General features: G+C 62.4%; 23 protein-coding genes. 17 read left to right on the top strand and 6 right to left on the bottom strand.

From position 1 onward, the window contains the following. Window positions 1-105 precede the first annotated feature (105 nt). Both H8S23_RS07695 and H8S23_RS07690 read right to left on the bottom strand, forming a co-directional pair. Window positions 106-1,257 (bottom strand): aldo/keto reductase, encoded by a 1,152-nt coding sequence (locus H8S23_RS07695; protein WP_186887746.1) that lies wholly within the window; start codon window positions 1,255-1,257, stop codon window positions 106-108. A gap of 174 nt (window positions 1,258-1,431) precedes the next feature. After that, window positions 1,432-2,442, bottom strand: a complete 1,011-nt coding sequence (locus H8S23_RS07690; protein ID WP_186887745.1) for a hypothetical protein — start codon at window positions 2,440-2,442, stop codon at window positions 1,432-1,434. Window positions 2,443-2,728: 286 nt separating this feature from the next. On the opposite strand from H8S23_RS07690, the gene H8S23_RS07685 reads away from it, so the two are divergent. Then, entirely contained in the window at window positions 2,729-3,526 is a 798-nt protein-coding gene (locus H8S23_RS07685) for a DeoR/GlpR family DNA-binding transcription regulator (protein WP_186887744.1), read from the top strand. 359 nt (window positions 3,527-3,885) lie between these two features. Here H8S23_RS07685 and H8S23_RS07680 read toward each other — a convergent pair whose 3' ends face one another. Continuing rightward, entirely contained in the window at window positions 3,886-4,284 is a 399-nt protein-coding gene (locus tag H8S23_RS07680; protein WP_186887743.1) for an HAAS signaling domain-containing protein, read from the bottom strand. 390 nt (window positions 4,285-4,674) lie between these two features. Here H8S23_RS07680 and hemW point away from each other — a divergent pair, with 390 nt between their 5' ends. Next, window positions 4,675-5,763: a radical SAM family heme chaperone HemW gene (gene hemW / locus H8S23_RS07675; protein ID WP_186887742.1), complete on the top strand. Its 1,089-nt coding sequence runs from the start codon at window positions 4,675-4,677 to the stop codon at window positions 5,761-5,763. A gap of 208 nt (window positions 5,764-5,971) precedes the next feature. Here hemW and H8S23_RS07670 read toward each other — a convergent pair whose 3' ends face one another. Then, the gene (locus tag H8S23_RS07670) at window positions 5,972-6,871 is read right to left on the bottom strand and encodes a choline/ethanolamine kinase family protein (RefSeq protein WP_186887741.1); all 900 of its coding nucleotides are present in this window, start codon (window positions 6,869-6,871) and stop codon (window positions 5,972-5,974) included. Between the two features lie 293 nt (window positions 6,872-7,164). Between H8S23_RS07670 and H8S23_RS07665 the strand changes: the two genes are divergently transcribed. Next, the gene (locus tag H8S23_RS07665; RefSeq protein WP_186887740.1) at window positions 7,165-7,611 is read left to right on the top strand and encodes a MarR family winged helix-turn-helix transcriptional regulator; all 447 of its coding nucleotides are present in this window, start codon (window positions 7,165-7,167) and stop codon (window positions 7,609-7,611) included. A gap of 70 nt (window positions 7,612-7,681) precedes the next feature. After that, complete coding sequence (locus H8S23_RS07660; protein WP_186887739.1) at window positions 7,682-8,563, top strand: DegV family protein; 882 nt, start codon at window positions 7,682-7,684, stop codon at window positions 8,561-8,563. Between the two features lie 354 nt (window positions 8,564-8,917). Here the strand turns inward: H8S23_RS07660 and H8S23_RS07655 are convergent, their stop codons facing one another. After that, window positions 8,918-10,162 (bottom strand): Zn-dependent hydrolase, encoded by a 1,245-nt coding sequence (locus H8S23_RS07655; RefSeq protein WP_243165917.1) that lies wholly within the window; start codon window positions 10,160-10,162, stop codon window positions 8,918-8,920. Between the two features lie 393 nt (window positions 10,163-10,555). Here H8S23_RS07655 and H8S23_RS07650 point away from each other — a divergent pair, with 393 nt between their 5' ends. From H8S23_RS07650 to H8S23_RS07590, 13 genes are all read left to right on the top strand, one after another. Next, entirely contained in the window at window positions 10,556-11,632 is a 1,077-nt protein-coding gene (locus H8S23_RS07650) for a BMP family ABC transporter substrate-binding protein (protein WP_186887738.1), read from the top strand. A 234-nt stretch (window positions 11,633-11,866) separates the two neighbouring features. Next, window positions 11,867-13,399 (top strand): ABC transporter ATP-binding protein, encoded by a 1,533-nt coding sequence (locus H8S23_RS07645; protein WP_186887737.1) that lies wholly within the window; start codon window positions 11,867-11,869, stop codon window positions 13,397-13,399. After that, window positions 13,389-14,525 carry an ABC transporter permease gene (locus H8S23_RS07640; protein WP_186887736.1) on the top strand — a complete coding sequence of 379 codons (1,137 nt, stop codon included), beginning with the start codon at window positions 13,389-13,391 and terminating at the stop codon, window positions 14,523-14,525. The genes H8S23_RS07645 and H8S23_RS07640 overlap by 11 nt, the downstream gene beginning before the upstream one ends. Next, window positions 14,518-15,444, top strand: a complete 927-nt coding sequence (locus H8S23_RS07635) for an ABC transporter permease (protein ID WP_186887735.1) — start codon at window positions 14,518-14,520, stop codon at window positions 15,442-15,444. Before H8S23_RS07640 ends, H8S23_RS07635 begins: the two co-directional genes overlap by 8 nt. A gap of 19 nt (window positions 15,445-15,463) precedes the next feature. After that, window positions 15,464-16,498 carry an ADP-ribosylglycohydrolase family protein gene (locus H8S23_RS07630; protein ID WP_186887734.1) on the top strand — a complete coding sequence of 345 codons (1,035 nt, stop codon included), beginning with the start codon at window positions 15,464-15,466 and terminating at the stop codon, window positions 16,496-16,498. A gap of 46 nt (window positions 16,499-16,544) precedes the next feature. Beyond that, window positions 16,545-17,567 carry an ADP-ribosylglycohydrolase family protein gene (locus H8S23_RS07625; RefSeq protein ID WP_186887733.1) on the top strand — a complete coding sequence of 341 codons (1,023 nt, stop codon included), beginning with the start codon at window positions 16,545-16,547 and terminating at the stop codon, window positions 17,565-17,567. 18 nt (window positions 17,568-17,585) lie between these two features. Continuing rightward, window positions 17,586-18,614, top strand: coding sequence for an ADP-ribosylglycohydrolase family protein (locus H8S23_RS07620; protein ID WP_186887732.1), 1,029 nt, complete (start codon window positions 17,586-17,588; stop codon window positions 18,612-18,614). Continuing rightward, a complete protein-coding gene (locus H8S23_RS07615) occupies window positions 18,611-19,690 on the top strand; it encodes an ADP-ribosylglycohydrolase family protein (protein WP_186887731.1) in 1,080 nt (359 codons plus the stop codon). The genes H8S23_RS07620 and H8S23_RS07615 overlap by 4 nt, the downstream gene beginning before the upstream one ends. Beyond that, window positions 19,674-20,726 (top strand): ADP-ribosylglycohydrolase family protein, encoded by a 1,053-nt coding sequence (locus tag H8S23_RS07610; RefSeq protein ID WP_186887730.1) that lies wholly within the window; start codon window positions 19,674-19,676, stop codon window positions 20,724-20,726. Before H8S23_RS07615 ends, H8S23_RS07610 begins: the two co-directional genes overlap by 17 nt. A 193-nt stretch (window positions 20,727-20,919) precedes the next feature. Continuing rightward, complete coding sequence (locus H8S23_RS07605) at window positions 20,920-21,939, top strand: carbohydrate kinase family protein (RefSeq protein ID WP_186887729.1); 1,020 nt, start codon at window positions 20,920-20,922, stop codon at window positions 21,937-21,939. Then, complete coding sequence (locus H8S23_RS07600) at window positions 21,936-22,667, top strand: GntR family transcriptional regulator (RefSeq protein ID WP_186887728.1); 732 nt, start codon at window positions 21,936-21,938, stop codon at window positions 22,665-22,667. Before H8S23_RS07605 ends, H8S23_RS07600 begins: the two co-directional genes overlap by 4 nt. 8 nt (window positions 22,668-22,675) lie before the next feature. Next, window positions 22,676-23,284, top strand: a complete 609-nt coding sequence (locus tag H8S23_RS07595) for a UTRA domain-containing protein (RefSeq protein WP_186887727.1) — start codon at window positions 22,676-22,678, stop codon at window positions 23,282-23,284. Between the two features lie 103 nt (window positions 23,285-23,387). Continuing rightward, window positions 23,388-24,650: an MFS transporter gene (locus tag H8S23_RS07590; protein ID WP_186887726.1), complete on the top strand. Its 1,263-nt coding sequence runs from the start codon at window positions 23,388-23,390 to the stop codon at window positions 24,648-24,650. Between the two features lie 212 nt (window positions 24,651-24,862). Here the strand turns inward: H8S23_RS07590 and H8S23_RS07585 are convergent, their stop codons facing one another. Then, complete coding sequence (locus H8S23_RS07585) at window positions 24,863-25,738, bottom strand: YitT family protein (protein ID WP_186887725.1); 876 nt, start codon at window positions 25,736-25,738, stop codon at window positions 24,863-24,865. Window positions 25,739-25,871 lie beyond the last annotated feature (133 nt).

Below are 25,871 nucleotides of genomic sequence, written 5' to 3'. Positions count from 1 at the left end.
CTATCGCAAAGTGTGGAGTTAAGAAACCTCCGCTTTCAAAATTATATCATAAAAATTCCATTTTGAAAGCAATATTTGAACTTTACTTAAACTCATTTTGACTTTTTAGTACCCAAACAGCGCTTTTGCCTGCGCCATCGCCTCCACTGTTTTCACGCCAAAGGGGCAGCGCGTCTCGCAGCTGCCGCAGCCGATGCAATCGCCCGCATGGCGGCCGAGCGCTTCATAATGGGCGCGCACGGTGTCCGGCACCGTCTCCTTTGCGGTGGCGAGATCCAGATACTTGTGGACGGCGGCGATATCCAGGCCCTGCGGGCAGGGCAGGCAGTGGTTGCAGTACATGCACTTGCCCGCCATGGTGAACTGGGAAGCCGCCGCAAAAATGCCGGAAAAGTCCCGTTCCTCCTCGGTGGCGTCCTCAAAGGCCAGAGCCTGGTCCACCTCCTCCACCGTCTGCATCCCCACCATGGCGCTGGCCACCGCGGGACGGGTGAGGACGTATTGGATGCACTGGGGGACCGAGAGGGCCACGCCGAACGGGGAGCTCTCAGCGCTCAGCAGGCGGCCCGCGCCCAGCGTCTTCATGACCGTGATCCCCACCCCCGCCGCCGCGCAGGCGTCATAGAGCGCGGCCCGGGCGGGGTTGAACGCCGCGGTGCCGTCCCGGGTGAAGCTGTCCGCGTCCAACCGGCAGGGCAGCTTTACCTCCGGGGGAAGCAGGTCGTATGCGGCGTTGATGCTGAACAGCATGGCCTCCACCAGACCCGTGTGCACCACCTTCAGCGCGATGGCGGGGTCATGGGAGCTGAAGCCCAGATGGCGGATCTTCCCCTGTTTTTTCAGCTCCAGGATCTGGTCGATCAGGCCGGTCTCGAATACCGCCCTGTACTCCTCCTCGCTGTCGATAAAGTGGATCATGCCAAGATCGATGTAATCGGTCTGCAGCCGCGTCAGCAGGTCCTCAAAGAAAAAGCGCACATCCTCCGGGTCGCGGCTGCGGCCGTACTGGCCGTTCTTCCACACCGCGCACAGGTGGCCCTGGATATAGACCTTCTCCCGGCGGCCGGCCAGCGCTTTGCCGATGTTGGTGCGCACCTCCGGCTCGGACATGAACACGTCGATGATATTGACCCCTTTCGCCAGCGCGGCGTCCAGCACCGCGCGCACGGTGGCCTCATCCTTGCCCTGCAGGAATTCGCAGCCAAGGCCCACCTCGCTCACCATCAGCCCGGTTTTTCCCAACGCGTTGTATTTCATTTTTTCCATCCTTTCCGCCGGCGTTTTTTCAGCCGGCCCTGTGCAACGGCCCAAAATCACAAAAAAGACCGGCGCCCGGCGGCCTGCCCGGTCCGGGCTGTGCTCCAAACGACGGTCTCTTTTCTTCTGTCCTTTTCCGGCTTTTGCCGGCGCCGCCCGCAGAGGGGGGCAAGATCAACTGAAATTATACAGAAACAGCAGCCCCAGCCCGCCGAAATAGAGCAGCAGGCCCAGGCTCAGCACCGCAAGGGTCCTTTTTCTCGCGCCCTGGAACTCCTTGTAATAAAAACCCCAGAAATAGGTCCACAGGTTCGCCGTGCGCCCGAACAGGAAAGACAGGGTGGCGCTGATGGTCGGCATCGAGTAGATGGACATCAGGTTGCCGCCGTAGTGGCACAGCCCTGAGACGACGCCCAGCAGCAGCGGCCGCTTGCTGGTCCCCACGCAGAAGATCGTCTTCCAGCATTTCTGCCGGGTAAAAAGGAAGCTGCAGACCAGCAGGGTGCTGATCGTGCTGCCGGTGCACAGATAAGCGCAGGTCAAAATGGGGGGAAGGCCGGCCGCAGTGCCGGACGCAGTGCCGATCGACCACCCGTTTGCCAGCACCGAATTGAGCAGGATCATCAGCACCACCTTAAAGGTGACGGTGCTCTTCTGCTTCACCACCGCGCCCCGGCCCCCCTGGGCCAGCAGCCGGTCTTTGCCGCACTGCTGGGAGGCGTAAGAGCAGACAAAGCTCGCCAGCAGGAAAACCACGGTGGTGGCGATGATGAGCGGCAGGGCAAAGGGGTTATCGGGCAGCCCCTCCTCGGAGACCGAGGTGAAAATGCCCAGGATGCTGGTGATGGTGCCGCTCAGCGTGGTGGCCAGCATCAGCCCGATGCTGTGCATGACGGTGAGGCTCAAAAGCATCCCCACCGACATCATGGCGCCGCCCATCAGGATCTTGCCGATCACCGGCAGGTTCTGCATCGTCACCGTCCAGATGCCCTGCGGCAGCAGCGAGGGGGCCAGCACCAGGGTGATCGCCCAGACGAACACAAACGAAAACAGGTAAAGCCAAAACACGATGCCCGCGATGGGAAAGTCTTTCTTCAGCTTTACCACCTGCATCCAGCTGCCCCACATTGCCGCCGCCAGCAGTGTCAGCACCACCGCCGTCGGCATAGAAAAATATTGGGTCACCCACAACCAACTCCTTTTGCTCTGCATTTCTTTTTGCTTTCAAAAAGTTCAATATAATTTCTAAACAAATTCATTTTAACTCCATTTTTCGATAAAATCAATTCAAAATTTACTTTTTATTTCACGGAAAACTCAACTCCGCTGCCTTTTTTTCTTCGGCTGCCGCTCCCCCCGGCGCAGGAAAAAACGGGGCGGACGCGCGCCTTTCCGCCCCGGGGCGGGTGGGGAAAGGCGCGCGTTTTGGGAAAGATAGAGATTGTAAATTAAAGACGCTGTTGTTATAATAATGGCAAGAAAAACGGCGATCACTGAATTCGTCAAAATGGGGTATTATATGCTGGCTCCTTATTTCCGACGCAAGGACATCCTTGCGCTGCTGCAAAAAAATGAAGTGATGACGGTGTACGACCTCTCCAAAGCGCTGAACGTCTCCCTTTCCACCGCGCGCAGGGACATCAACCTGCTGCTGGCGGAGGGCTCGGTCGAGCGGCTGCGCGGGGGGGCGTTCCGCATCAGCCGCGTCTCCCCGGTCATCCCGCCGGAGCTGCAGCCCAAGGCGCCGCAGGCCGATCACAGCGACACCGACGCCAAGACCCTGATCGCCCAAAAGGCCGCCCGCCTGGTGCGGGACAATGAGATCGTTTTTGTGGATTCCGGCAGCACGCTGCGCAAGATCCCGCAGTTTATCACCGCAAAAAACGTGACCCTGGTCGTCCGCAGCCTGGCGGTGCTGGAGACGGTGCCGGAAAACGGCTCTATCTCTGTGATCCTGCTGGGCGGGGAGTACCTGCCCGACCTGCGGGCGGTAAACGGCCCGATCACCGACACCCAGATCTCCAACATGTATTTTAACCGCGTTTTTCTGGGTGCCAACGCCTACTCGCTGAATGAAAACAGCGCTTATGTCTACGATATCCGTGAAGCCTATGTCAAACAGCTGGTCAAAAAGCGCTCGGAAAAGGTCTATTTCCTCGCCGAGACCAGCAAGTGCAGCCAGGTGGATTTTTACCGCGCTTTCAGCCTGGACGGCTGCGTGCTCATAAACGAGCACACCTCGGAGGAGGAGATCGCCGACCAGGAATGACCGGCTTTTTCGCGGCGTTTCCGGCCGCGGCGCGCTCCTCTCCGGCAAGCCTCTGCCGCGGCGGGCGCCCCTGTGCGGCTTTTCCCCTGCGGCTTCCCCTCTTCGGCGGGACCGCGCCCTCCCTGTGTCAGCCAGCTGGTCCAAAAGCGCTCGGAAAAGGTCCGTTCCCCCCGCCGGGACCGGCAGGTGCAGCCGGGTGGATCTTGACCGCGCTTTTCGTCTGGGCGGCGGAGCGTTTTGCGGCAAAAGGGCCTGCGGCTCCGTTGCTGCCCTGCGGGCAGGGCGGGGACGCAGCCTGCAGTGCGGTCCCTTATTCCCTTTCACAAAAAAAAATGGATGGCCTGCGCCATCCATTTTTATTACTTCTTCTTATATTTTACCACTGCCAGTGCAGACACGATGGTCAGGACCAGCCCCAACACCGCCAGCGCCGCGTCGAACCCCGTCCCCTGCCAGAACAGCACCTGCGCCCCTTTCACCAGTCCAAGCGCGGAAGAAAAGATCAGGCACCAGGGCAGCAGCAGCGGCATCTCCCCTTTTTTGAGGGGTTCCCTGCGGCGGGCGTCGGCATATTTTTCATTCAGCGCAGCGGCGGTCTCCTCCACCGTCCCCATCTTTTCAATGGCGGCCGCCTGATCGGCGCCGGCCTGCACCAGCTCATACAGTTCATTTTCCAACTCTCTGCGGATGCGCTGGACCGTTTTTTCCGGCAGGTCCAGCTGCGCGGCCACCGCGTCGATATATTCCTGGATCGTCATTCCCTATCCCTCCAACTCTGAAAGACAGTATACCAGTTTTCGCCTGGTTTCTCAAATCCCGTCCCAAATTTGCCGCCGCAGAACATCTCCGCGCCGGCAGCGGGCTTTTTTTCAGGCCTTTCCGCGACCGGCCTCCCTGTCCGCGGGGGGCAGAGGACCGGCGGCGGCGCTTTGCCCTTTTCGGTCAGGTCCGCCGGAGACCGGGGACATGGCACCGGCAGCCGCCTGAGCGGCCCGCCACGCTTTTTGTGCTTTTTGACGTAATTTCATTATAAAAACAGCGCTTTGGGCCGCTGCGGCCGGTCTGCCCCCCATCGCTGGACCCCGCCGCGCACCGCGCCCCGAAAGGGCTGCGGCGCGCCTTTATCCCCGCTGCAAGGAGGCTTTATCATGGCGTTCGGGCTTTATCTGCACATCCCCTACTGTGAGGGAAAGTGCTTCTACTGCGATTTTTATTCCAGAGGGAACAGCCGCGCTGTCCCGGAAGAGTATATCGAGGCCCTGCTGCGGGAGATGCGCCGCTTTTGCAACTGCGACTGCGCCAGCCTGCGGCCCGACACCCTGTATTTTGGGGGCGGCACGCCGAGCCTGCTGACGCCCGGCCAGGCCGCCCGGCTCATCAGCGAGGCCGCCCCCGCGCCCGGGGCGGAGATCACGCTGGAGGCCAACCCCGGCACGGTCACGCTGGGCAGCCTGCGCGGTTACCGGCGGGCGGGGGTGAACCGCCTCTCGGTCGGGGTGCAGAGCGCGTCGGACGAACAGCTGCGCCGCCTGGGCCGTCCTCACGATGCAGCCGCCGCGCGCCGCGCGCTGCAGCTGGCCCGCGAAGCCGGTTTTGAAAACATCTCCGGCGACGTGATGCTGGCCCTGCCCCATTACAGCCGGGCGGAATTCGACGCCACGCTGGAGCTGCTCGTCTCGGGCGGGGTCACCCATATCAGCTGCTACCTGTTGAAGATCGAGCCCAAGACCCGCTTTGGCCTGCACCCGCCGCAGGGCCTGCCCGACGCGGACGCCGCCGCCGACTTTTACCTTTATGCGGTGGAGCGGCTGGCTGAGGCGGGCTTCGCCCAATATGAGATCAGCAATTTCGCCCGCCCCGGCTGCGAGAGCCGGCACAATCTGATCTATTGGAACTGCGGGGATTATCTCGGCCTCGGGCCCGCGGCCTATTCCTCCATGGGCGGGGAAAGATTTCACTATCCGCCGGATCTTGGGGCGTTTTTGGCGCGCGCCGCCCCGGTGGAAACGGACGGCCGCGTGGACGCGGAAGACTATATCATGCTGCAGACCCGGCTCTGCTCCGGCCTTTCGCTGGCCGAGCTGCGCCGCCGGTTCGGCGTGGAGCTGGACGGGCGTCAGGAAAAGCTGCTTGCCGCCTGCTGCAAAGCCGGGCTGTGCCGCCTCTCCGATGACCGGCTCACCCTTACGCCCCGCGGGATGCTGGTGCAAAACTCGATCCTCACCGAGGTCTTTTGAACCGCCGGCACAGAAAAGCCCGCCGCCGGACCCGTTCTCGCAAAAGATCCCCTCCGCGCGCCCATAGGCCGCGGAGGGGATCTTTCCGTTTTACTGCGCCAGACGATAAAAGGGGGCCGGCCGCGCGGGCGCGCCGCGTCCAAGGGAGACCGGGGCTTTTATTCCCCTGTCCCCCATCCCCGCCCACAGAAGCGGGCACGGGAGAACCTCACAGCGCGCCGTAGCGGTCCCCGTATTCCTGCAGCAGCGCCTGGGCCCGCCCGTAGCGGCCCAGCGCATATTCATATTGATCTTCTCCCGCCAGGGTCTTTGCCATCGTCTGCACCGACCAGAGCAGGTCCTGGCAGATCTGGAAGAGCAGCGCTTTCTGCCTGTCCTGCCGGGATGGCGGCGCGCCGAGGTAAAGGCGCAGGAACTGCTCCTGCTGCGCGGCGCTGAAGCCGGATTCCAGCATGTGTCCCGCCACGTCCCACATGGGGTCGTTTTGGCCGCTGTACTCCCAATCGATCAGATACAGGCCCCCATCCCGCTCCATCACCAGATTCTCGGCCAGCGTGTCGTTGTGGCAGGGGCAGCTGCGCAGCCCCAGGGCCTCCAGCGCGGGGCGCAGGGCGGCAAAGGCCCGCCGCGACTTTGCAAACCCGGGGAAGATCTCGGCAAACGCTGCGGCATCCTGCGCCAGATAGGCGTCGTACAGCGCAAAAGGGTCAAAGACGTTCTCAAAGGGGGGCAGCGTCTCGTGCAGTTTGCGCAGCAGCGCCGCCGACTTGCACATGATCTCCGGCTTGCGCGCCAGCGCCGCGTCCAGCGTCACCGCACCGCGAATGTAGCGGGTGATCTTCACCCCCGTCTGGCGGGAAAAATAGAGCGTGCGGGGATTCAGCCCCGCACGCGCCGCGGCGGCGGCATTTTTTTCTTCCTGCGAGCGGTCCAGCGTCTCGGTGCATTTGCCCGGCAGACGCAGCATGACCTCCTCTTCGGCGGTGGCGAGATAGAAATTTTCGTTGGTGATGCCGCCCATCTGCTTCACCCGCAAAAAACGTTCCTCCGGGACGCCCAAAGCCTGCGCAGCCACTTCCCGCGCCTGTTTTTCTTTCTGTGTGAGCATCTTCCGCGCCCCTTTCCCGGCAAAACGCGCAAAAAGCTGCCGCTTCTCCCGCCGCAGCCCCTGTCGTTTTCCTATCCGTATTATAGCTTCCGCGCCCGCAGGCGTCAAACCGCCCAGCCGCTCCCGCAGCTGCGCCTCTCCCTGCAGCTATAGCCTCCGCGCCCGCAGGCGTCAAACCGCGCCGCAAAATACTTTGAACTTCAAAATTTCTTGACAGGTCTGACCCGACGTGGTATACTGCCTCGTGTTCTATTACTTTGAAGTTCAAAATAACATGGAGAGGAGGCGGCGGCATGAAGCACAGCGAGGCCCAGCTCAACCGCTTTTTGGTGGAAGTCTTTCACGATGTGATGCGGCTGGAAGAACAGGAACTGCTCAAAGGCCCTTTCAAAAACCTGTCGGTAAGCGAGATGCATGTCATAGAAGCAGCCTGCGACGGGCAGGATAAGAGCAGCAACAGCATGGCTGCGCTGGCTGCGCGGCTGCGCGTGTCCGCGGGCACGCTGACCATTGCGGTAAAAACGCTGGAGCAAAAAGGCTATCTGCTGCGCGAGCGCAGCCGCAGCGACCGCCGCCGGGTGCTGGTCGCCCCCACCTCTCTGGGGCGCAAGGCCTACGACGTGCACCGCCAGTTTCATGAGCGGCTGGTCGCCGCGGTGGCCGAAAACCTCTCCCCCGCCGGGATGGACGCCCTTGCACAGGCGCTCTCCACCCTGCACCGCTTTTTTGACAGCCTGTGACAGCGCCGGGCGCCCCGCTGCGGCGGGGACGGCGCCCGAGCTTTTTTCAAAGAAAGGATTGGATCATTTTATGGCAGTTCGCATTCTCACCGATTCCACCGCGGATCTTTCCGCTCAGGAGGCGCAGGCCCTCGGCGTCTCCGTCGTGCCCCTGAACGTCAATTTCGGCCCCGACGAGGTTTACCGCGACGGCGTGGACCTGGACCCGCAGGAATTCTACACCCGGCTTGCGGCGGCTGAAAAACTGCCCACCACCAGCCAGCCCAGCCCCGAACTGTTCCTCGCCGTTTTTGAAGAGGCCAAAGAAGCGGGCGACGAGGTGGTGGCGGTGCTGCTCTCGGGCCCGCTTTCGGGCACGGTGCAGAGCGCGGAACTGGCGCGCAGCCTCTGCGGCTATGAGGAACACATTTTTATCGTTGACAGCCTGACCGCAACGCTGGGGCTGAAACTGCTGGTGCAGCGCGCGCTGGCGCTGCGGGACGAGGGGCGCGCGGGGGCTGAGATCGCCGCCCAGCTGGAGGAGGAAAAGCACCGCATCCGCCTTTACGCGGTGGTGGACACCCTGAAATATCTGCAGAAAGGCGGCCGCCTTTCCGCCGCGGTGGCGGTGGCGGGCACCCTGCTGGGCATCAAGCCGGTCATCACCATCCAGGACGGAAAAGTGGGGGTGGCGGGCAAAGCCCGCGGGCTGCCCGGCGCCTATGTCACCATCTTCAAACTCATCACCGCCGAAAAGGGGGGCATCGACATCCTCAAGCCCTGCCTGCTGGGCTATACCGGCCACCGGCGCACGGTGGAACCGTTCTATCGCTATATCACCGAGACCCTGCACCTGCCGCAGCCGCCGGTCTCGCCCATCGGCACCGTGATCGGCACCCATGCCGGGCCCGGCGCCTGCGGCATCGCCTATTTCGCCGAAGAAAAAGAGCAGGAGCCGGAGTCGGCCTCCTGAACGAGCTCCCTGCCGCGGTGCGGAATTCCCGCGCGGCACAGCCGGGCGGAAAGAACAAAAGCGTCCCTGCGCGACCTGCGCCGGGGCGCTTTTGTTTTGGCTGTCCGATGGAACGAAAAAGCACCTGCGTGCAAGATCGAAAACAGCCGCTCTGCATCAGGCGGCGCGGACAGGCATCTCCTCTGCGGGCGGGCACAAAAAAAACAGCGGCTGCGCCGCTGTTTTTTTTCATGGTCAGTCCCGCCGGACGGGCAAAAGTCCCGCCCGTGCCCGGCGCGCTGCGCGCGCCCGGCCCGCCAAAGCGGCGGGCGCTTTTATGGCCGCCTCTTCCCCGGCGCGCCGCTCCCGGCCGGGTCAGCCATCGCAGGCCAGTTTTTCCACGGTGGCGCAGACCGTCTCAATGCCGTTCTGCAGCAGGTCGTAGTCGGTCCACTCCTCCGGGCAGTGGCTGCGTCCGCCCCGGCTGGGCACAAAGACCAGGCCGATGTCCGTGACGTCGGCCATGACCATCGCGTCGTGCCCCGCGCCGGAGAGCATCCGTTTGCTGGAGAGGCCCAGCTCCCGGGCGCTCTGTTCCAGCGCCGCGCAGACGTGGGGGTCCGTGTCCACCGGATCGGTCGCCAGCATCATCCGCAGTTCATAAGAGAGGCCCTCATTTTCCGCCGTCAGTTCTTCCAGCTTCTCTTTGACGGCATCCAGCACCGCGTCCACACAGGCCAGCTTTTTGCTGCGGATATCGATATAAAAGGTCACTTTGCCCGGCACGATGTTGAAAGAGCCCGGCTTGACCTCCACCTTGCCCACCGTGGCCACGGTGCCCTCGCCCACCCGCACCGCGGCCTCATTGGCTGCAATGGCGGTTTTGGACGCCGCCAGAAACGCGTCGGCCCGCATCTCCATCGGCGTAGTACCCGCGTGGTCCGGGCGGCCGGTGATGGTCACCTCCACCTCCTTGATGCCCACAATGGTCTCCACAATGCCCACCTGGATGCCGCCGGCCTCCAGGACGGGGCCCTGTTCGATGTGCAGTTCGATAAAATTTTTGATCTCCCCCCTGCGGCGGACCGCCTGCTTGTAGGCTGCCGGGTCAAGGCCAAACGCCCGCATCGCCTCGCCGGTGGTGACGCCGTCCGCGTCGGTGAACGTCGCCAGTTCCTCGGCGGTGAGGCGGCCGGTCATGGCGCGGCTGGCGAAAAGGCCGCCGCCGAAGCGGGCCCCCTCCTCCTCGACCATGGCGATAAACTCCACCGGCCGCCGCGGCCGGATCTTGTTTTCCTGAAAGACCCGCGCGGTTTCCAGCCCGGTGATGACGCCGGCGGGGCCGTCGAAATTGCCGCCGTTGCGCACCGAGTCATAGTGGCTGCCGGTCATGATCACTGCGGCGTCGGGGTCCTCGCCCTCCAGCCGGCCGATCACGGTGCCGCAGGCGTCCACCCGCACCTGCAGACCGGCCTTTTCCATCTCCGCAACAATGTAGTCCTGCGCTTTTCTGTGTTCCTCGCTGAAAGAAAAACGGGTCAGCCCCGCGCCGGGGGTGGAATTGAACGCGGCAAGCGCCTCCACGTCCCTTTGGATGCGTTCCAGATTTGTCCTCATCATTTCTGCTTCCCCTCTCCTGATCCTCTGAAAAATTGAATGTTCTTATTATAGCGGATTTCTCCCGCCGGAAAAAGAGGGACCCCAAAAAAATGTCGTTTCAGATCGCTTTTTCCCCCGCCCGGCGAAGGGAGCGCCCCGCGCGGCTCCTTTTGCCGCACCCGGCGGCGGAGAAAAGGCCTTCAAAATGCGCCGGGCACTTTTGATGCAAAAATATGTCCAGTTAAACTTTATGTTGAACAAAGTCGAATATATGTTCATTATGCAATAAATAGAAAAGAGTTTTTGCTGTTGATTTATGCATTTTCCCAATTTATACTACAGGTGAAAAAGATCGGTCTATCAAATCTTCGTTCCTGCAGGACGATCAACCCCCAACTAAAAAAGGAGAGAATAATGAAAAAGTTGTTTTCGCTTTTGCTGGTCCTGGCCCTGGGCATGGGTCTGGCGGCCTGCGGCTCTTCCGACAGTTCCGGCAGCGCTGCCGGCAGCAGCTCCGGCGCCGGGGCCTCCGGCACCTCCGCCGCTGTCTCCGACAAGGAGAAAAAGACCTGCCTCATCTCCGATTCCAGCATGGCGGCGGACTTTGACCAGGTCATCTGGCGCGGGTTCACGATGCTGGAGGCCAACGGCTGGGAAGTGAAGTGCATCGAAGCGCTGGACAAGGCGGAGTATGAGGAAGACATCTACGCCATGGCCGCGGCCGGTTACAAACTGATCTATATCAAGGGCGACGCCATCGCCTCGGTGCTGATCGACATCGCCGACGAGTTCCACGCCATGTACCCCGACGTCTATTTTATCCTGGTCGACTCGTATATCGAGCACGATCTCGATTTTGCCACCGCCGTGCCGGTAGACCCCTATGAATCCTCGTTCATGGGCGGCTATGTGGCGGCGCTGATGTCGCAGACCAAAGAGGTGGGCTGGATCGGCCACATGGACACCGTCAACCTGGCGCGTTTCAGAAACGGCTTCATCGCCGGCGCACAGTACGCGGTCCCCGAGTGCAAGGTCGCCGTCGGCTTTACCGGCGATTTCTACGACCCCATCAAGGGCCAGGAGGCCACCTACGCCATGCACGAGAACAGCCCCAATGTGGATATCATCGCGCATGCGGCCTACATTTCCGGCAACGGCGTTCTCTCCGCCTGCAGCGAGCTGGGCATCCCCTGCATCGGCTGCGACGCCTGGCAGGGCGACAAGGGGGATACCGTTTTTTGGAGCACGCTGAAATCCGTCGACCTGATGGTGTTCAACACGGCCAACCGCTGGCTGAACAACGAGGAATCCTCTTTCGGCCCCAAAATGTCCTTTAACATCGCCGCCGGTTCCGTCCCTTATGACACCCGCGATCTCTCCGCGCTCCCCCAGGATGTGCAGGACAAGGTGCAGGAACTGATGGAGGGGATCAAATCGGGTTCGATCGACGTATTCTACGGCGACTATGCCGAGTATAAGCTCGATTACTGATTCTTAAAACAGGGCGAAAAAATGGGGTGAGCGCTTGCATCACCCCATTTTTATCGCCTTGCTGCAAACGCGGTCAGTTGGGATGGCCGCGGCCTGCAAAAGGCCGCCCGGCAAAAAAGCTTCCGGCACGGGGCGAGCCGGCGGCGGCGGACATCCCTGCGCCCGCCTGTGAGATGGGCGGCGCATAAAAAAACAGCCTGCGGCTATTTTTATCACCCGAGACAGGAGGGCCTCATGGATAAACCTGATTATATCCTTCAGATGAAAGAGATCCGAAAGACCTTTGGGCCGCTCGTTGCCAACGACAACATCAGCCTGAACATCGAGCGGGGCACGGTCCACGCCATCGTGGGCGAAAACGGGGCGGGCAAAAGCACGCTGATGAATATCCTCACCGACATCTACAAGGCGGACAGCGGGGATATCATCCTCAACGGGAAAAAAGTGGTGTTTAAAAACTCGCTGGACGCCGCCCGCCACGGCATCGGCATGATCTATCAGGAATTTATGCTCTACCCGGAACTTTCCGTTTACGACAACCTGATCCTGGGCTTTGAAGAAAAAAAGCTCGGCGTCTTTATCGACAAAAAGGCCTGCAAAAAGAAGATCGAACAGATCTGCCGGGACTATTCTTTTGACCTGCCGATGAAAACGCTGGTGAAAGACCTGCCCGTGGCCATTCTGCAGCAGGTCGAGATCGTCAAGGCGCTCTACCGCGGCGCCGATATCATCATCATGGACGAGCCCACCTCCGTGCTCACCCCCCAGGGCATCCAGGGCCTGTTCCGCGCAATGCGCAACCTTGTCTCCTCCGGCAAGACGATCATCTTTATCTCCCACAAGCTCAAAGAGGTGTTTGAGATCGCCGACCGCATCACCGTGATGAAAGACGGCAAGATCTCCGGCGAGGTGCTCCCCGGCGAGGTGACGGAGAACCAGCTCGCCTCGATGATGGTGGGGCGCGACGTCATCCTGCAGGCAAACAAGGTGGAGGTGGACTTTGGCGAGCCTGTGCTCTCGGTCAAAAACCTGCAGGTCAAGGACAAAGACGGCGTACTGCGGGTCAAAGGCGTCGATCTGGACGTGCGGCGCGGCGAGATCGTGGGCCTCGCCGGTGTGGCGGGCTCGGGCCAGCAACAGCTGGTGGAGGCGCTTTTCGGCCTGCGCGCCCCCGAGACCGGCAGCGCGGTCTATTTTGAGGACACGGACATCACCCGCGCCACCCCAAGGCAGCGCCGCTGCATGGGGATCGGCTATGTTCCCCAGGACCGCCTCGGGGCCGGGGCAAACGGGCAGTCCAGCATCTGGGAGACCGCCATCATGGGCTATCATGTGGCCCATGGCTTCAAAAGCCGCTTTCTGCTGAACTTCAGGCAGATCGAAGAGTTCACCGGCCGCATCGTGGACAACTTCGCGGTCAAATGCCAGAAAACTTCCGACAAGATCCGCAGCCTGTCCGGCGGCAACATTCAAAAAGTGGTGGTGGGCCGCGAATTTTTGCAGGACAACAAGCTGCTGATCATCGAGGACCCCACCCGCGGCATCGACGTGGGCGCGATCGAATTCATCTGGAAAAAGATCATCGACCTGGCCGCCGGCGGGGTCTCCGTCCTCCTGATCAGCCATGAGCTCAACGAGGTCATGCAGCTGGCGGACACGATCAAGGTCGTGTACGAGGGCCAGCTGTACGACGGCGGCGCCCACGGCGAGCTCACCGAAGAGGAGATCGGCCTTATCATGATGGGGGGAAAATCGGATGAAAAATAAGCTTTTCTCTTTCCGGGTCAAAAAGCTGGGCAAAGACCTTGCCCAAAACGACAGACTGATCATCAACGCGCTGAAATATGGGATCTCGATCGTTTTGTTCCTGCTGTGCGGCAGCGTGCTGATCCTGCTGCAGGGGCAAAGCCCCATCGCCGCGCTGGAGGCCATCTTCCAGGGCGCGTTCGGCAATAAAATGGCCATCGGCAACACGCTGCGCTGGACGGCCCCCTGCATCATGACGGGCGCTGCGGCCATCGTCGCGTTCAAGGCCGGCGTCAGCAACCTGGGCATCGCCGGGCAGGTCACGATCGGCGGCTTTCTCGCCGGCCTGATCGGCGCCTTTTACGAGCTGCCGCCGCTGGCCCACATCACCCTGATCATCGTGGTCGCGGGCGTCGCGGGCCTGCTGTGGTCCGTGGTGCCGGCCATCCTGCGCCTGTTTTTCAACATCAACGAATTCATCACCTCGCTGATGCTGAACTATGTGGCCAACTTTCTGACCCAATATCTCACCCAGCAGGTGCTGGCCGGCGGGCTGGACTCCTGGGGATATGTGAACATGGAGGCCACCCCCACCGTGCTCTCCTCCGCGGTGCTGCCCGATCTGATCCACGGCACTTCGGCCACCCTCGCCGTCCCCATCGCCCTGATCGTTGCGATCGCCATTGCATTTCTGTACAAGTACACGATCCAGGGGTACGAGCTCAAGCAGGTGGGCGAGAACCTGAAATTCGCCAAGGTCGGCGGTGTAAAGGTGGTCAAGCAGTTTCTGATCATCTTCCTGCTGTCCGGCTTTATCTCCGGCATGTGCGGCGGCATCGAGGTCATCGGCACTTACAAAAAATTCAACACCGGCTTTGCGGACACCATGGGCTGGGACGGCATCAGCATCGCCCGCATCGCCGAGCTGAACCCCATCGCGCTCATCTTTGTCTCCTTTATCTGGGCCGCCCTGAAAGCGGGGGCCATGCAGATGGAGCGGGTGATCTCCGTCAACCGCCTGACCGTCCAGATCGTCCAGTACCTCTTTGTTCTTTTTGTCTCTGTCGATTACGAGGGCATCTACCTGCGCGCAAAAGAGCGCAGGGCAAAAAAGCAGTACAGAAAGGAGATGGAGAGCGTTGCTTAAATCGATTTTGGAGCTTGCCCTTACGGCTTCCACCTTTGCCGCCACCTTCCGCCTGGCCTGCCCGATCCTTTTCGGGGCCATGGGCGGCTGTTTCAACCACACCTCCGGCTGTGTGAACATCGCCTATGAGGCGGTCATGCTCTATTCCTGCTTTTTTTCCATCCTGGGCAGCTATCTGACCGGCAGCCCCTGGGTCGGCCTGCTCTGCGGCATCGGGATCGGCCTGCTCATTTCGGTCGTCTTCGGCCTGATGGCGTTTGTCTTTAAGGCCAACACGCTGATCGTGGGCATCGCCCTCAACTCCAGCGCCTGGGCCGTGACGACCCTTTTGATGGTGATCATCTTCAACGTGCGCGGCTCTGTCTACAACGAGCGGATCGTCAGCTTCAGCCCCATCCATTTCAAGCTGCTGGAAAAGATACCGCTGCTGGATTCCATCTTCAACAACAACATCATCCTGGTGTACCTGTCTTTCGTGATGGTGGTCGCCGCTTTTGTCGTGATGTACAAAACGCCGTTCGGCCTGCGCATCCGCGGCATTGGGCAAAACGCCCAGGCGGCCTACACCGCCGGCATCGACGTGGAAAAATACCGCTGGATCTCCCTGCTGCTGATGGGGACGTTCACTGCCGTCTCGGGCACCTTTCTGACCCTTTCAGGCATCTCGATGTTCTCTGAAAATATGACAGCCGGGCGGGGATTTCTGTGCATGTGCTCCATCGCCATCGGCAAGGGGAACCCGCTGAAGATCCTGCTGGTAGCGCTGCTGTTCGCCTATTCCCAGGCCCTGGTCCTGGTCCTGGGCACCCTCAGCATCCCCACGCAAATTATCTCCATGATCCCCTATGTTGCGGTCATTCTGGTGCTCTTCTTTAATGGCCTCAAGAATTTCAAGGGGACCGCCGACATCGAAGTATAGCCAGATAAGGAGGATCAGAATGACTGACAGGCAGGAAAAGATCTTGGGAGGGCTGCTCGCGGCGGCGATCGGCGACTCCATGGGCGCTGTCACGGAACACGCTTCCCGGCGAAAACTGAAAAAGGACTATGGCTGGGTGGATACTTTTATCGAGCCCCACGAGGCGTTAAAGGCCAAAGGGCACCAGATCGGGCTGGTGACGGACGATTTTTCCGTGGCGTATTATTCGGCGCTCCCGCTGATCGAGCACCGGCAAAAGGTCGACCGGGAACTGGCGATCGAGGGGCTGCTGCGCTGGAACGAGCAGCCGCTTTACGCGCAGTGCGCCGGGCCCACCACCATCACCACCATCAACCGCCTGAGGGGGCGCCCGTCTCCCCCCTCCCGGGGCGATCTTCTTCTGTGCGACAACAGCAGGGTCACCAACGGCGGCGGGATGAAATCCGGGATGATGGGCCTGTTCAACCCCGGCGACCTGGACGCTGCGATCGACGATACGATCACCCTGTGCGGGCTCACCCACGACAACACCATCGCGCTGTCCGCGGCCTGTGCCATTGCGGCGGCCACTGCAAAGGCCTTTTGCCCGGGCGTATCTTACCTGGACCTGATCGAGGCCGGCATCTACGGCGCACAGGAGGGGTACGCCCGCTCGCTGGAGCATTTCCGCCCCGTGGCGGCCAGCAGTATTTCCAAGCGGATCGCCCTTGCCGCCGAGATCGGGCTGGCACATCAGGACGATCTCGCCGCCGCCATGGAGGAGATCGCCGACGTGATCGGATGCGGCCTGTTCGCACATGAATCGATCCCCGCCGCTTTCGGCTACATCGCCGCCGCGCGGGGACAGGTGATGGATTCTCTCTACATGGCCATCAACGCGGGCGACGACACGGACACCGTGGCCTGCATGACGGGTTTTATCACCGGCGCGTACTGCTCGTCAAGGGACCTCTCCCCCAGATATCTGGCCCTGATCGACGAGGTCAACCACTTCGATCTGAGGGATATGGCGCTTCAGATCGACGCCATCGCGGGAAACACGCCGGAAACCTAAGCGGGACGTCGCTGTCCGGCTCACCCAGGAAAGGACGGATCACAAAATGAAACAGGACAAAGTACTCGGGGCCCTGCTCGCGGCGGCGATCGGAGACGCGATGGGCGCCCCCCTTGATTCCCTGCCGGTCTACCTGATCAAGCGGCTCTGCGGAGGGGGCGAGTTCGTCCGGGACTATACGGCGCCCCCGGAGGGGGCGCTTGCCCCGGAGCTGAAAAAAGGGATGGTCTCGGGCTCTTTCAGCTCTGCTTTCGCCGCTGTGGAGGCTTTTGTCAGGCACGGCGGCATCTCCGATCAGGCGGTGACCGAAAGCCTGCTTGAATGGAAAAACGGGCGTTATAAATTTTATTTTGACTGCTGTGCGGACCCCACCACCCGGTACTGCATCCAAAAGCTGGAGGGCTCCGCCCCCGCGGAGGACCAGGACAAGTTCACCGGGTTCCAAAAGACCCTCAACAGCGGCGCCGCCGCAAGGGCCTGGGTGGCCGGGCTGCTCCACCCGGGCGACCCCGACCGCGCCGTGCGGGACGCCCTGGTGATGGGCCTGCCCACCCACGATAACGTCATCGCCCTGTCCGGCGCCTGCGCCGTCGCGGCCGGCACGGCCTGCGCCATGATGGAAAGATCCGACACCGGCCGCATCGTCGAGGCCGGCCTGTACGGCGCGCAGACCGGTTACCGGAAAGCGCTGGAGGTGGCCGGCGACGCGGCCGGCGCCAGCGTGGAAAAGCGCATCCGGCTCGCCGTGCGGATCGGCCTGAGCTGCGCAAATGATCTTGAGCGCTGCGTCAACGAGATGACCGACCTGGTCGGGACGGGTTCTCCCGCCAACGAGGCTGTCCCCGCCGCTTTTGGTTTTCTGGTCTCCGCCGGCGGCGACGTCATGGAGACGATCTATCGCTCCGTCAACGCCGGCAACGCCAGCAGCGCCGTGGCCACGATGGCGGGCGCGATGGCGGGCGCTCTCCGCGGCTGCGCCGGGCTGCCGCCGCGGCACCTGGAATATCTGTCCGACGTAAACGGAATGGACCTTGCGGGCACAGCCCGCGCGGTCTCGGCCCTTATATGACGCTTTTGGGAGGGGATCATGCACAATGAACTGTATGCCCGGCTCCATGGGGCGCTGCTGGCGGCCGCTGCCGGGGACGCGATGGGCACTGTTTCCGAGGGCTTTGCCCCGGAATTTCTCCGCAGCCGGTACGGCGGCTATATCCGCGATCTGCTGGAGCCCACCGGCGACGGCCTGACCATCAACGCCCATGCGGGTATGGTCAGCGACGACTTTTCGGTGGCCTATTACACCGCCCAGGTACTGCTGGAACACCGCAGCCGCATCACGACCGCCCTGGCTGTGGAGGGCCTCAGGCGCTGGTGGCAGCACCCGGAATACACCTGCTACTGCGGGCCGAGCACCAAAAGAGGGATCTTGAAGCTGTTGGGGGAAGCGGACGACGGCGACCCGGCCCGGCTCTCCCCCACGCTCGCCACCAACGGCGGCGGCATGAAAGCCGGCATGATGGGGCTGTTCCACCCGGGAGACCCGGAAAAGGCGGTCGAGGACGCGATCACGATGTGTCTGCCCACCCACAGCAACCCGATCTCTCTCTCCGCGGCCTGCGCCATCGCGGCCGCGGCCGCCCGCGCCTTTTGTCCCAACACGGGATATCTGGACCTGATCTCCGCCGGGCTTTGCGGGATCTCTCAGGGGCTGGAGCAGAGCGCGGGCCGCACATCAGAGATCGCCGGCAGCAGCGTTGCCCGCCGTCTGGAACTGGCGGTGGAGCTGGGCCTGCGCTATCAGGGAGACTTTGAGCAGGCGCTTTTCCAGATCGGCGATACCGTGGGCGCCGGGCTTTATGCCTACGAGGCGATCCCCGCCGCTTTCGGCATCCTCGCCGCCTGCAAGGGCCGCCTGATGGACTCTCTGGTCATGGCGGTCAATATGGGCAGCGACGCTGACTCCACCGCCTGTATGCTGGGCTATGTGCTGGGGGCGTGGAACGGCGACGCGGAACTGCCCCCGCACTTTTCAGACCTGATCGACAGCCAAAACGGCTTTGACCTGAAAGCTATGGCCGCAGGGATCTGCGCCGTCGTAAAGGAGGGGATCTGTTGAACGCTTTGGACTTGTCCGCCCGCATGAAACGCACCGTGCGCGCGGTCGCCGCCGCGGATGCCTTTGCACTGCCCATGCTGGGCATGGGGCCCGAGCAGATCCGCCGGGACCTTGGGGACGGCGATCTGGTCCGCCGCCTGTGCAAAGCGCCGCCCGGTGCCGTGGGGTCCGCGTTTCCGCCGGGGGCGGTGAGCGACGTTTTTGCCGCGGGCTATCTGCTTTTGCGCGGCTTTCTCAGCGACGGCGGTCATATCACGGCTGCGCGGGCGGGGCGCGCGCTGCTGCGGCTGAAAACAGACGCAGCGTTTCGCCCCTACTTTGATGATTTTCTGGACCCTGTGACCCGCGAGGGTCTGGAACGACTGGACGGCTCCTACGTTTCCACCCGCTTTGACCTTGTCCCCTGCGACGGGCGCAGGATCAACTGCAGCGCCGCCGCCCGCGCCTGGGTGGCCGGCCTGCTGAACCCCGGCGACCCCGAGGCCGCCATCCGGGATGCGGTGACGCTTTCAATGCCCACTCATCCCAACGCCATCGCCATCTCGGGCGCCGCGGTCAGCGCAGCCCTGACCGCCGCCTCTTTTCTGCCGGGGTTTGACTGCGGGCGCCTCTACGAGCTGGCCCTGAAAGCCGCCCGCGACGGGTACGAGTTGGGGCTTTCCGCAGCCGGTATGCCCCCGGTGGGCGCCAAACTGCCGCAGCGCATCGAACTTGCGGTCAACCTGGCCCTGCGGTACCGGCGCGACCCGGAAAAGCTGCTGCAGGAGCTGAACGATGTGGTCGGTTTTGGCGCCTACGCCAGCGAGGCGGTGCCCAGCGCGGTGGGGCTTGTGATCGCCGCCGGCGGCCGCGCCGGGGAGGCGGTACGGCTTGCCGCCAACGCCGGCAACTGCGCCTGCTGTACCGCTGTCATCGCCGCCGCGGCCTGCGCCGCATCCTCCCCTGTGGACGAGGCGCTGGAAGAGCACTTTGAAAAGGTCCGGGCCGCCGCTCCCTTCGACTGGGAGCCGCTCTGGGCCGGGCTGACCGCTTTTGCCGAACTTGTGGAAGGAGGACGGGATGTATTCACTTTATGACCGTGTGCTGGGCTGCCTGGTGACCGCCGGGATGGGCGACGGGATCGGTGCCCCCACCGAGGCGATGAGCAGACAGGAGATTCTTGAAAAATACGGCCGGATCACCGGCTTTGTCGACGGGTCCACCAATCTGGTGGCCTGGGGAAACCGCACGGCGGAGATCACCGACGACACCTCGCAGATGTATGAGATGGTCAAAGCCGTGATCCGGTGCGGGGGCGAACTGACGCCGCAGGCCGCGGGAGAAGCGCTGGTGCGCTGGTCGGAAAACTATCCCCGCTATTTTCCGCGCAATGCGGGGCCCACGACCCGCAACGTCATCGAGCGCCTCAAAGCGGGCGAAGACCCCTGCGCTGTAGGCCGCAGCGGCGGGCGGTACGAGCTGGGCACCTCCAACGGCGCGATCATGCGCATCGCGGGCGCCGGGCTCTGCAATCCCGGGGATCTGGAAGGCGCGATCAAAACGGCCGTGGCCATGACCGAGTGCTCCCACGCCACCCAGATCGCCTTTTCCGCCGCCTGTGCCATCGCCTGCGGGATCGCACAGGCGATGACGGGCCGATGCGACGTCCACACTGTCGTGAAAGCCTGCGTTTACGGCGCCAAGCGCGGGGAGGCGATCGGGCTGGAAAAAGCGCGCATCGCCGCCGGGGCGCGGGTGCTGCCCAAGATCCTGCGCGCCGTGGAACTGGCGTACCTGGCCGACAGCCCCGAGGAGGCCGAAGTCCTGCTCAACGACGAGCTGGGCACCGACTCCTCCGCCATAGCCCAGACCTGCGCGCTTGCCATCGGCCTTTTTGTGGCCGCGGACGGCGACAGCGCCGGTTCTATCCTGGGCGGGGCAAACATTGGCGGCGACACCGACACCATCGCCTGCATCGCGGGGATGCTGGCCGGGGCGCGCAACGGCTACAGCGCCCTGCCCGAGTCCTGGCGCGCCCTGTTCCGCCAGGCCAACCCCGATCTGGACCTCTGCGGCGCAGCCGCTGAAATGGTCCGGCTCATCGAAAACAGATATCACACCGACCTGTTCTAGCGCGATTTAAAACTGGAAACACCTGAAAAATCCTGCTGAGACGGAGGCTTTCGGCGTCAAAACACCCGGCGCGGACAGACTGCGTCCGGGGTTTTGGGCAGGCCTCCCGTCTCAGTGGATTTTTCGGCGGTCCTTCGTTCCAGCACGCGCCCGCATCCTCTCACATTCCAGCATGATCTCAAAGGAGGCCCACATGAACTATGTCACCGCCGGACAGGCTTCGATCGACCGGGTGGTCAAACCCGACGGCACCTGTCTTGGCACAAATCTGGGCGGCCCCGGCGTCTTTGCCTATACCGGCATCCGCATCTGGGACGACAGCGTAAAAATGATCCTCAACGTTGCCGAAGATTTTTATGATTACTATGGGGACTGGCTTCAGGCAAACCAGGTGGACCAAAGCGCCCTGGAGACCGTCTACGACCACACCCATTCCTCCGACCTGATCTATGAGGAGGACGGCTCTTACGCCCAATCGGCCAGGTCGACGCAGGAGATGATCGACCGCGCCGCCGAATACGGCTGGACCAATGTGCGCCCGGCACAGATCGACGCCCACACCAAAAATGCGCAGGCTTTTTATCTCTTCGTAGAACCGCTTTATCTGCACTTCTGGAAACAGCTTCGGGAGATCCGGAACAGGAACGACTTTGAGTTGATGTGGGAGATCGGCATCGCCAAGGGCGGCCGTTACGACCGGGGACATCTGCTTCAGGTCCTGGAGCTGCTGCGGCCGGAAATGGCCAGCCTGAACCACAACGAGGCGAAAGACTTTTTCGGCGTGGAGGACCGTGAGGAGATCTTCCGCCGCATCCACGACTGGAAGATCCCCATGTTCTTCTACCGCGCGGGCAGCGCCGGCAGCTATCTGCTGCACCGGGGCAAAAGCTGGTTCGTCCCCAGCATCGATCTGGAGGGCGCCCCCCACGTGGACGCCACGGGCTGCGGCAATTCTTCCACCGCCGCCGCGATGTACGCCTGGCGCAAGACGCGCAACCCGGTGATGACTGCGATCATCGCCAACGTCACCGGCGGCATCAACGTGTCCTGTGCGGGCATCATCAAAAAATTTGACGCCGGCCTGCGGGAGACCGCGTTCAGGACTGCCGCCCAGGTGTACGACCAATACGTGCGGGAGCATCCCGAATATTGCCGGGACGGCTATCCCCACAGCGCGGCCCAGGTCCTTCCCCTGCTCGGGGAAAACCGATGAAAAACGCCTATCGCGCAAACAAGCGGGCGCTCACCTGCGAAAAAATACGCGGCTACATCCGCGAGCAGGGCCTGAAGCCCGGGAGCAGGCTGCCCTCTCAGCGGGAGATGTGCGCGCTGTTCGGCGTGTCCCGCCAGTGCATCCATGACGCCGTCTCCATTCTGGTCAGGGAGGGCACGCTTTACACGCGGTCCCGCTCCGGGCAGTACGTGGGCGCCTGGCCCTTTGAAGTGCTCACCACCTCCGCCGCCTCCAACCTGCGCAGACATCAGTACCCCAACTTTGTGATCCTCTCCACCCGGACCCTGCTCCAGCGCAGGATATCGCCCTGCGGCTATCTGCGGCAGGTGATGGACCTGCCTGCCGGCGCGCCGGTGCTGGAGCTCAAACGGCTCCGCCAGAGGGAGGGCACTTCCATGTGTCTTGAATACTCTTATACGCCCCTGGACCTGTTCCCCGATTTTCTCCACACCGATTTCAACCGTGAGTCGATCCGAAAAAAGTTTCAGGAGCTGAAAACGGACCCCTTTGTCAGCCGGTCGGTCATCTGCATCTCTGCCCTCCCCCCGGAAGACGCCGCTCTGCTGGGTGCGCGGGGGGCGGCGGCGGTCTCCAGCGGGATCGTCCGGTCGCAAAAAAATCAGAGGGTGATCGAGTATTACTGCAATTACAGCAATCCCGGCTCCATTGTTTACACGCTTGAGGCCGGCAGAACAGAAAGGGGATGACGCCATCGATGCCCTGCAGGGAACCAGAATATCTCTATTGTCTTGCAGCCTACCCCGGCGACGGGGCGGGCCCACCCGCCGGGCTGCCGCCGGAGGCGCAGGCGCTTTTGTGCGGCCCCTCGGCGGCGGCCGTCTGCCACCCGAACGACTACAGCTTTGACTGGATGTCCCGCTACCGCTGCCCGGCCAACGCCGTTTCCGACCTTTTGGGGCTGCAGCCGTCCGACCCGGTAAAGTATTTTCGCCGCGTCATCCGCCGCGGCAGGCACCCCATTGCCTGCGAGATGTCCTGGCTGCCGGACACCTCCTGCAAAAAGCCGCTGGATCTGACGCTGGACGCCGCTGCGATCCGACGGGTGCTGGAAGACTTTCTGGTGGAACAATGCGTCCGCTACCGGGCGATGTCCCGCAAACACGCTCTTCAGCTGGAGATCCCGCCGGACGCCATGGTGATCTGCCTTGAAAGCCTTATCTGCACGCGGGCGGAAAACGTTCCCGTCCAATGCTCCCGCCTTTTTATCGTTCCGGCAAGGGGCTATGTGACGGCGGTCTCGCCGGGGGAGCCCTCCCTGCGGGACAGCCCGCCCCAGGGCTTTTTCTCCCCCGGCCGTCCCTGAAAAGCGCGCCGTCCGGGCCCGGTAGCCGCCGGCGGAGGACCGCTTTTGTCCCGCCCCGCCGTTTTCCTCTCGCGCCAATCTCGTCAAAAGGAGACTTTTCTGCATGAAAAAGACCGCCCCGTTTCACTATGCCTGGGTCGTCCTGGGCTGCTGTATGCTGATGGCTTTTGCGGGGATGGGCGTCATCACCAGCGCCTGCGGCAATTTTGTCACCCCCGTGGTGGAAGAGCTGGGCTGCTCTGTCAGCTCCTTTACCATGTTCATCAGCATCCAGGCGGCGTCCATGGCGCTGCTTTATACCACCGCCAGCCGCGTTCTCACCACCCGGCCGATCGGCAAGGTGGTCGCCTGCGCCCTCTCGCTGCAGTTTGCCGGCATGGCCCTGATGGGGACCTACCGCTCCATCCGCTGGTTTTACCTCTCCGGTCTGCTCACCGGGGTCGGTTCCGCCTTTGCGCTTTATATCGCGCTGCCCATCATCATCAACATGTGGTTCAAAAAAAGAGCGGGTTTTGCCCTGGGGCTGGTCATGTCCTGCGGCAGCGCCTCCGGCATTCTCTGCAACCTGCTCTCCGCCCAGCTGATCTCGAGCCTGGGCTGGCGAAGCGCCTATCTGATCCTGGCCCTCGGCGGCGCCGTCATCACCGTGCCCGCCATCTTTTTCCTGCTCAAAACCCCGGAAGAAAAGGGGATCTCCCCCTATGGCGCCGACGAGCCGGACACGCCCACCCCTGTCTCTTCTGCGCCCTCCGGGGCGGAATGGGGCCTTACACGGCGCGAAGCCCTGCACAGCCCCATGTTCTATCTTGCCTGGCTGACCTGCCTGTGCTACAGCGCAGCGTCCAGCGTGGCCGGCTATGCCGCCACCTTCACCACCATGGAGCTGGGGCAGAGCATCCGCTTTGGCTCTCTTGCCACCGCCTGCGTGAGTTTGGGCATGATCGGCTGCGGATTTGTGCTGGGGGTCCTCAACGACCGTTTCGGCGCGAAAGCGGGGCTGATATGGGGCGCTGTTTTCAACCTGATCGGCTTTTCCGGCATGATCCTTTCCATCGGCAACGTCTCTTTTCTGCTGCCGGCCTGCACGATACTGGGGCTGGGCGGCAGCATGTACACGGTACAGGCGCCGCTGATCGCCCGCAGTGTTCTGGGGCCCCGTCACTACTCGGAGATCTGGTCGGTCATGATGATCGGCAACAGCCTGATGGGGGCGCTCTCCTTTGGCCCCATGGGGCTTTTCTATGACAGGACAGGGTCCTATCTGGGCGCTTTTCTGCTGGCCATGTCCCTTTTCACCGCCGCGCTCTTCACCGGCTGGACCGCGCTCTCTCTGAGCGCGCGGTTCCGGGCCCGGGCGTCGTCCTGACGGCCCTCCCCCGGCGCGGGGCGCGGCGCGCAGTCCCCTTTCGTGCGCGGCGTCTGCTCCCGCGCTGCGCGGCCGGGACCAGCGGCTGTGCCGGCAGGCTGCCAAACCCCAAAAAGAAAACGTCAGAGCGGCTGCGCGGCTGCTCTGACGTTTTCTTTTCTCCCGCGCTGCCCCAGCGGCGCTGCGCGCTGCGGGGGCGCCGTGCGGTCCCGCTATTCGATGGGTTTTTGGTAGAAGCCGCCCACAAAATCCTCCGTGCGGTAGATATTGATGATGACCCCGGGATCCACCTCTTTCATCAGATGAATGATCTCTTTGACCTCATAGGAGGAGACCACGGTCGTCAGCACCGTAAAGGGCCGGCGCGAGTAGCCGCCGTACCCGTCCACACAGGAGACCCCGTGCCGGTAGTGGGCGACATATGCCCGCAGCAGCGCCTCTGCGCGCTCGGTGGTGATCTGCATCGTCAGGCGCTCGTACCGGGTGTGAAACGTGGAGATCGTTTTGGTGGAGATGAACTGGAACACGATGGAATAGCCCGCGTAGATCCAGCCGCGGGAGGCGCCGAAGATCAGCACCACCACGGTGTTGAAGATGAACACATACTGCCACAGCGACTTGCCGAACTTGTTGGAAAAATACAGCGCCACAAAGTCGGTGCCGCCGGTGGAGGCGTTCCCCTTGAGGGCGACAACCACGCTCAGGCCGTAGAGAAAGCCGCCGAAAGCCACGTTCAGGATGACGTCGTTCAAAATGGGGCTGAACTGCAGCACCTTGAGGAAAAGGGAGGTGCAGCCGAACTGGATGCAGCTGAACAGGGTAAAACGCGGGCTGATGCCCCGGGCGCAGAGCAGCGCCACCGGCACGTTCAGCAAAATGATGGCCAGGGGGGTGTCCACATGAAAAGGCATGCCCTCGGTGAGCATGTTCAGCAGCTGCGCAACGCCGGTAAAGCCGCTGGAGATCAGCTTTGCCGGGGTCATAAAGGTCTGTATCGTATAGGTCTGCAGCAGCGAGGAGGCCAATACCGCGCAAAGGGTAACGGCGTCTTTCACGATCCTTTTTGTGCCGAGCGCTTTGACGTTCATCAATATCTCTCCTATCCTGGTGCGGCCGGCCGCATCTTCTCACAGCGGGCGGCCGCAAAACACGGGAGTTCTCTTTACCGCCCCTATTTTAGCACAGCGCGGGGGGCATTACCACCCCGCCCTTTCCCCTTTT

It is taken from the genome of Anaerofilum hominis (assembly GCF_014287275.1).
Taxonomy (GTDB): domain Bacteria; phylum Bacillota; class Clostridia; order Oscillospirales; family Ruminococcaceae; genus Pygmaiobacter; species Pygmaiobacter hominis.
This window is presented reverse-complemented; position numbering and strand designations above follow the sequence as displayed.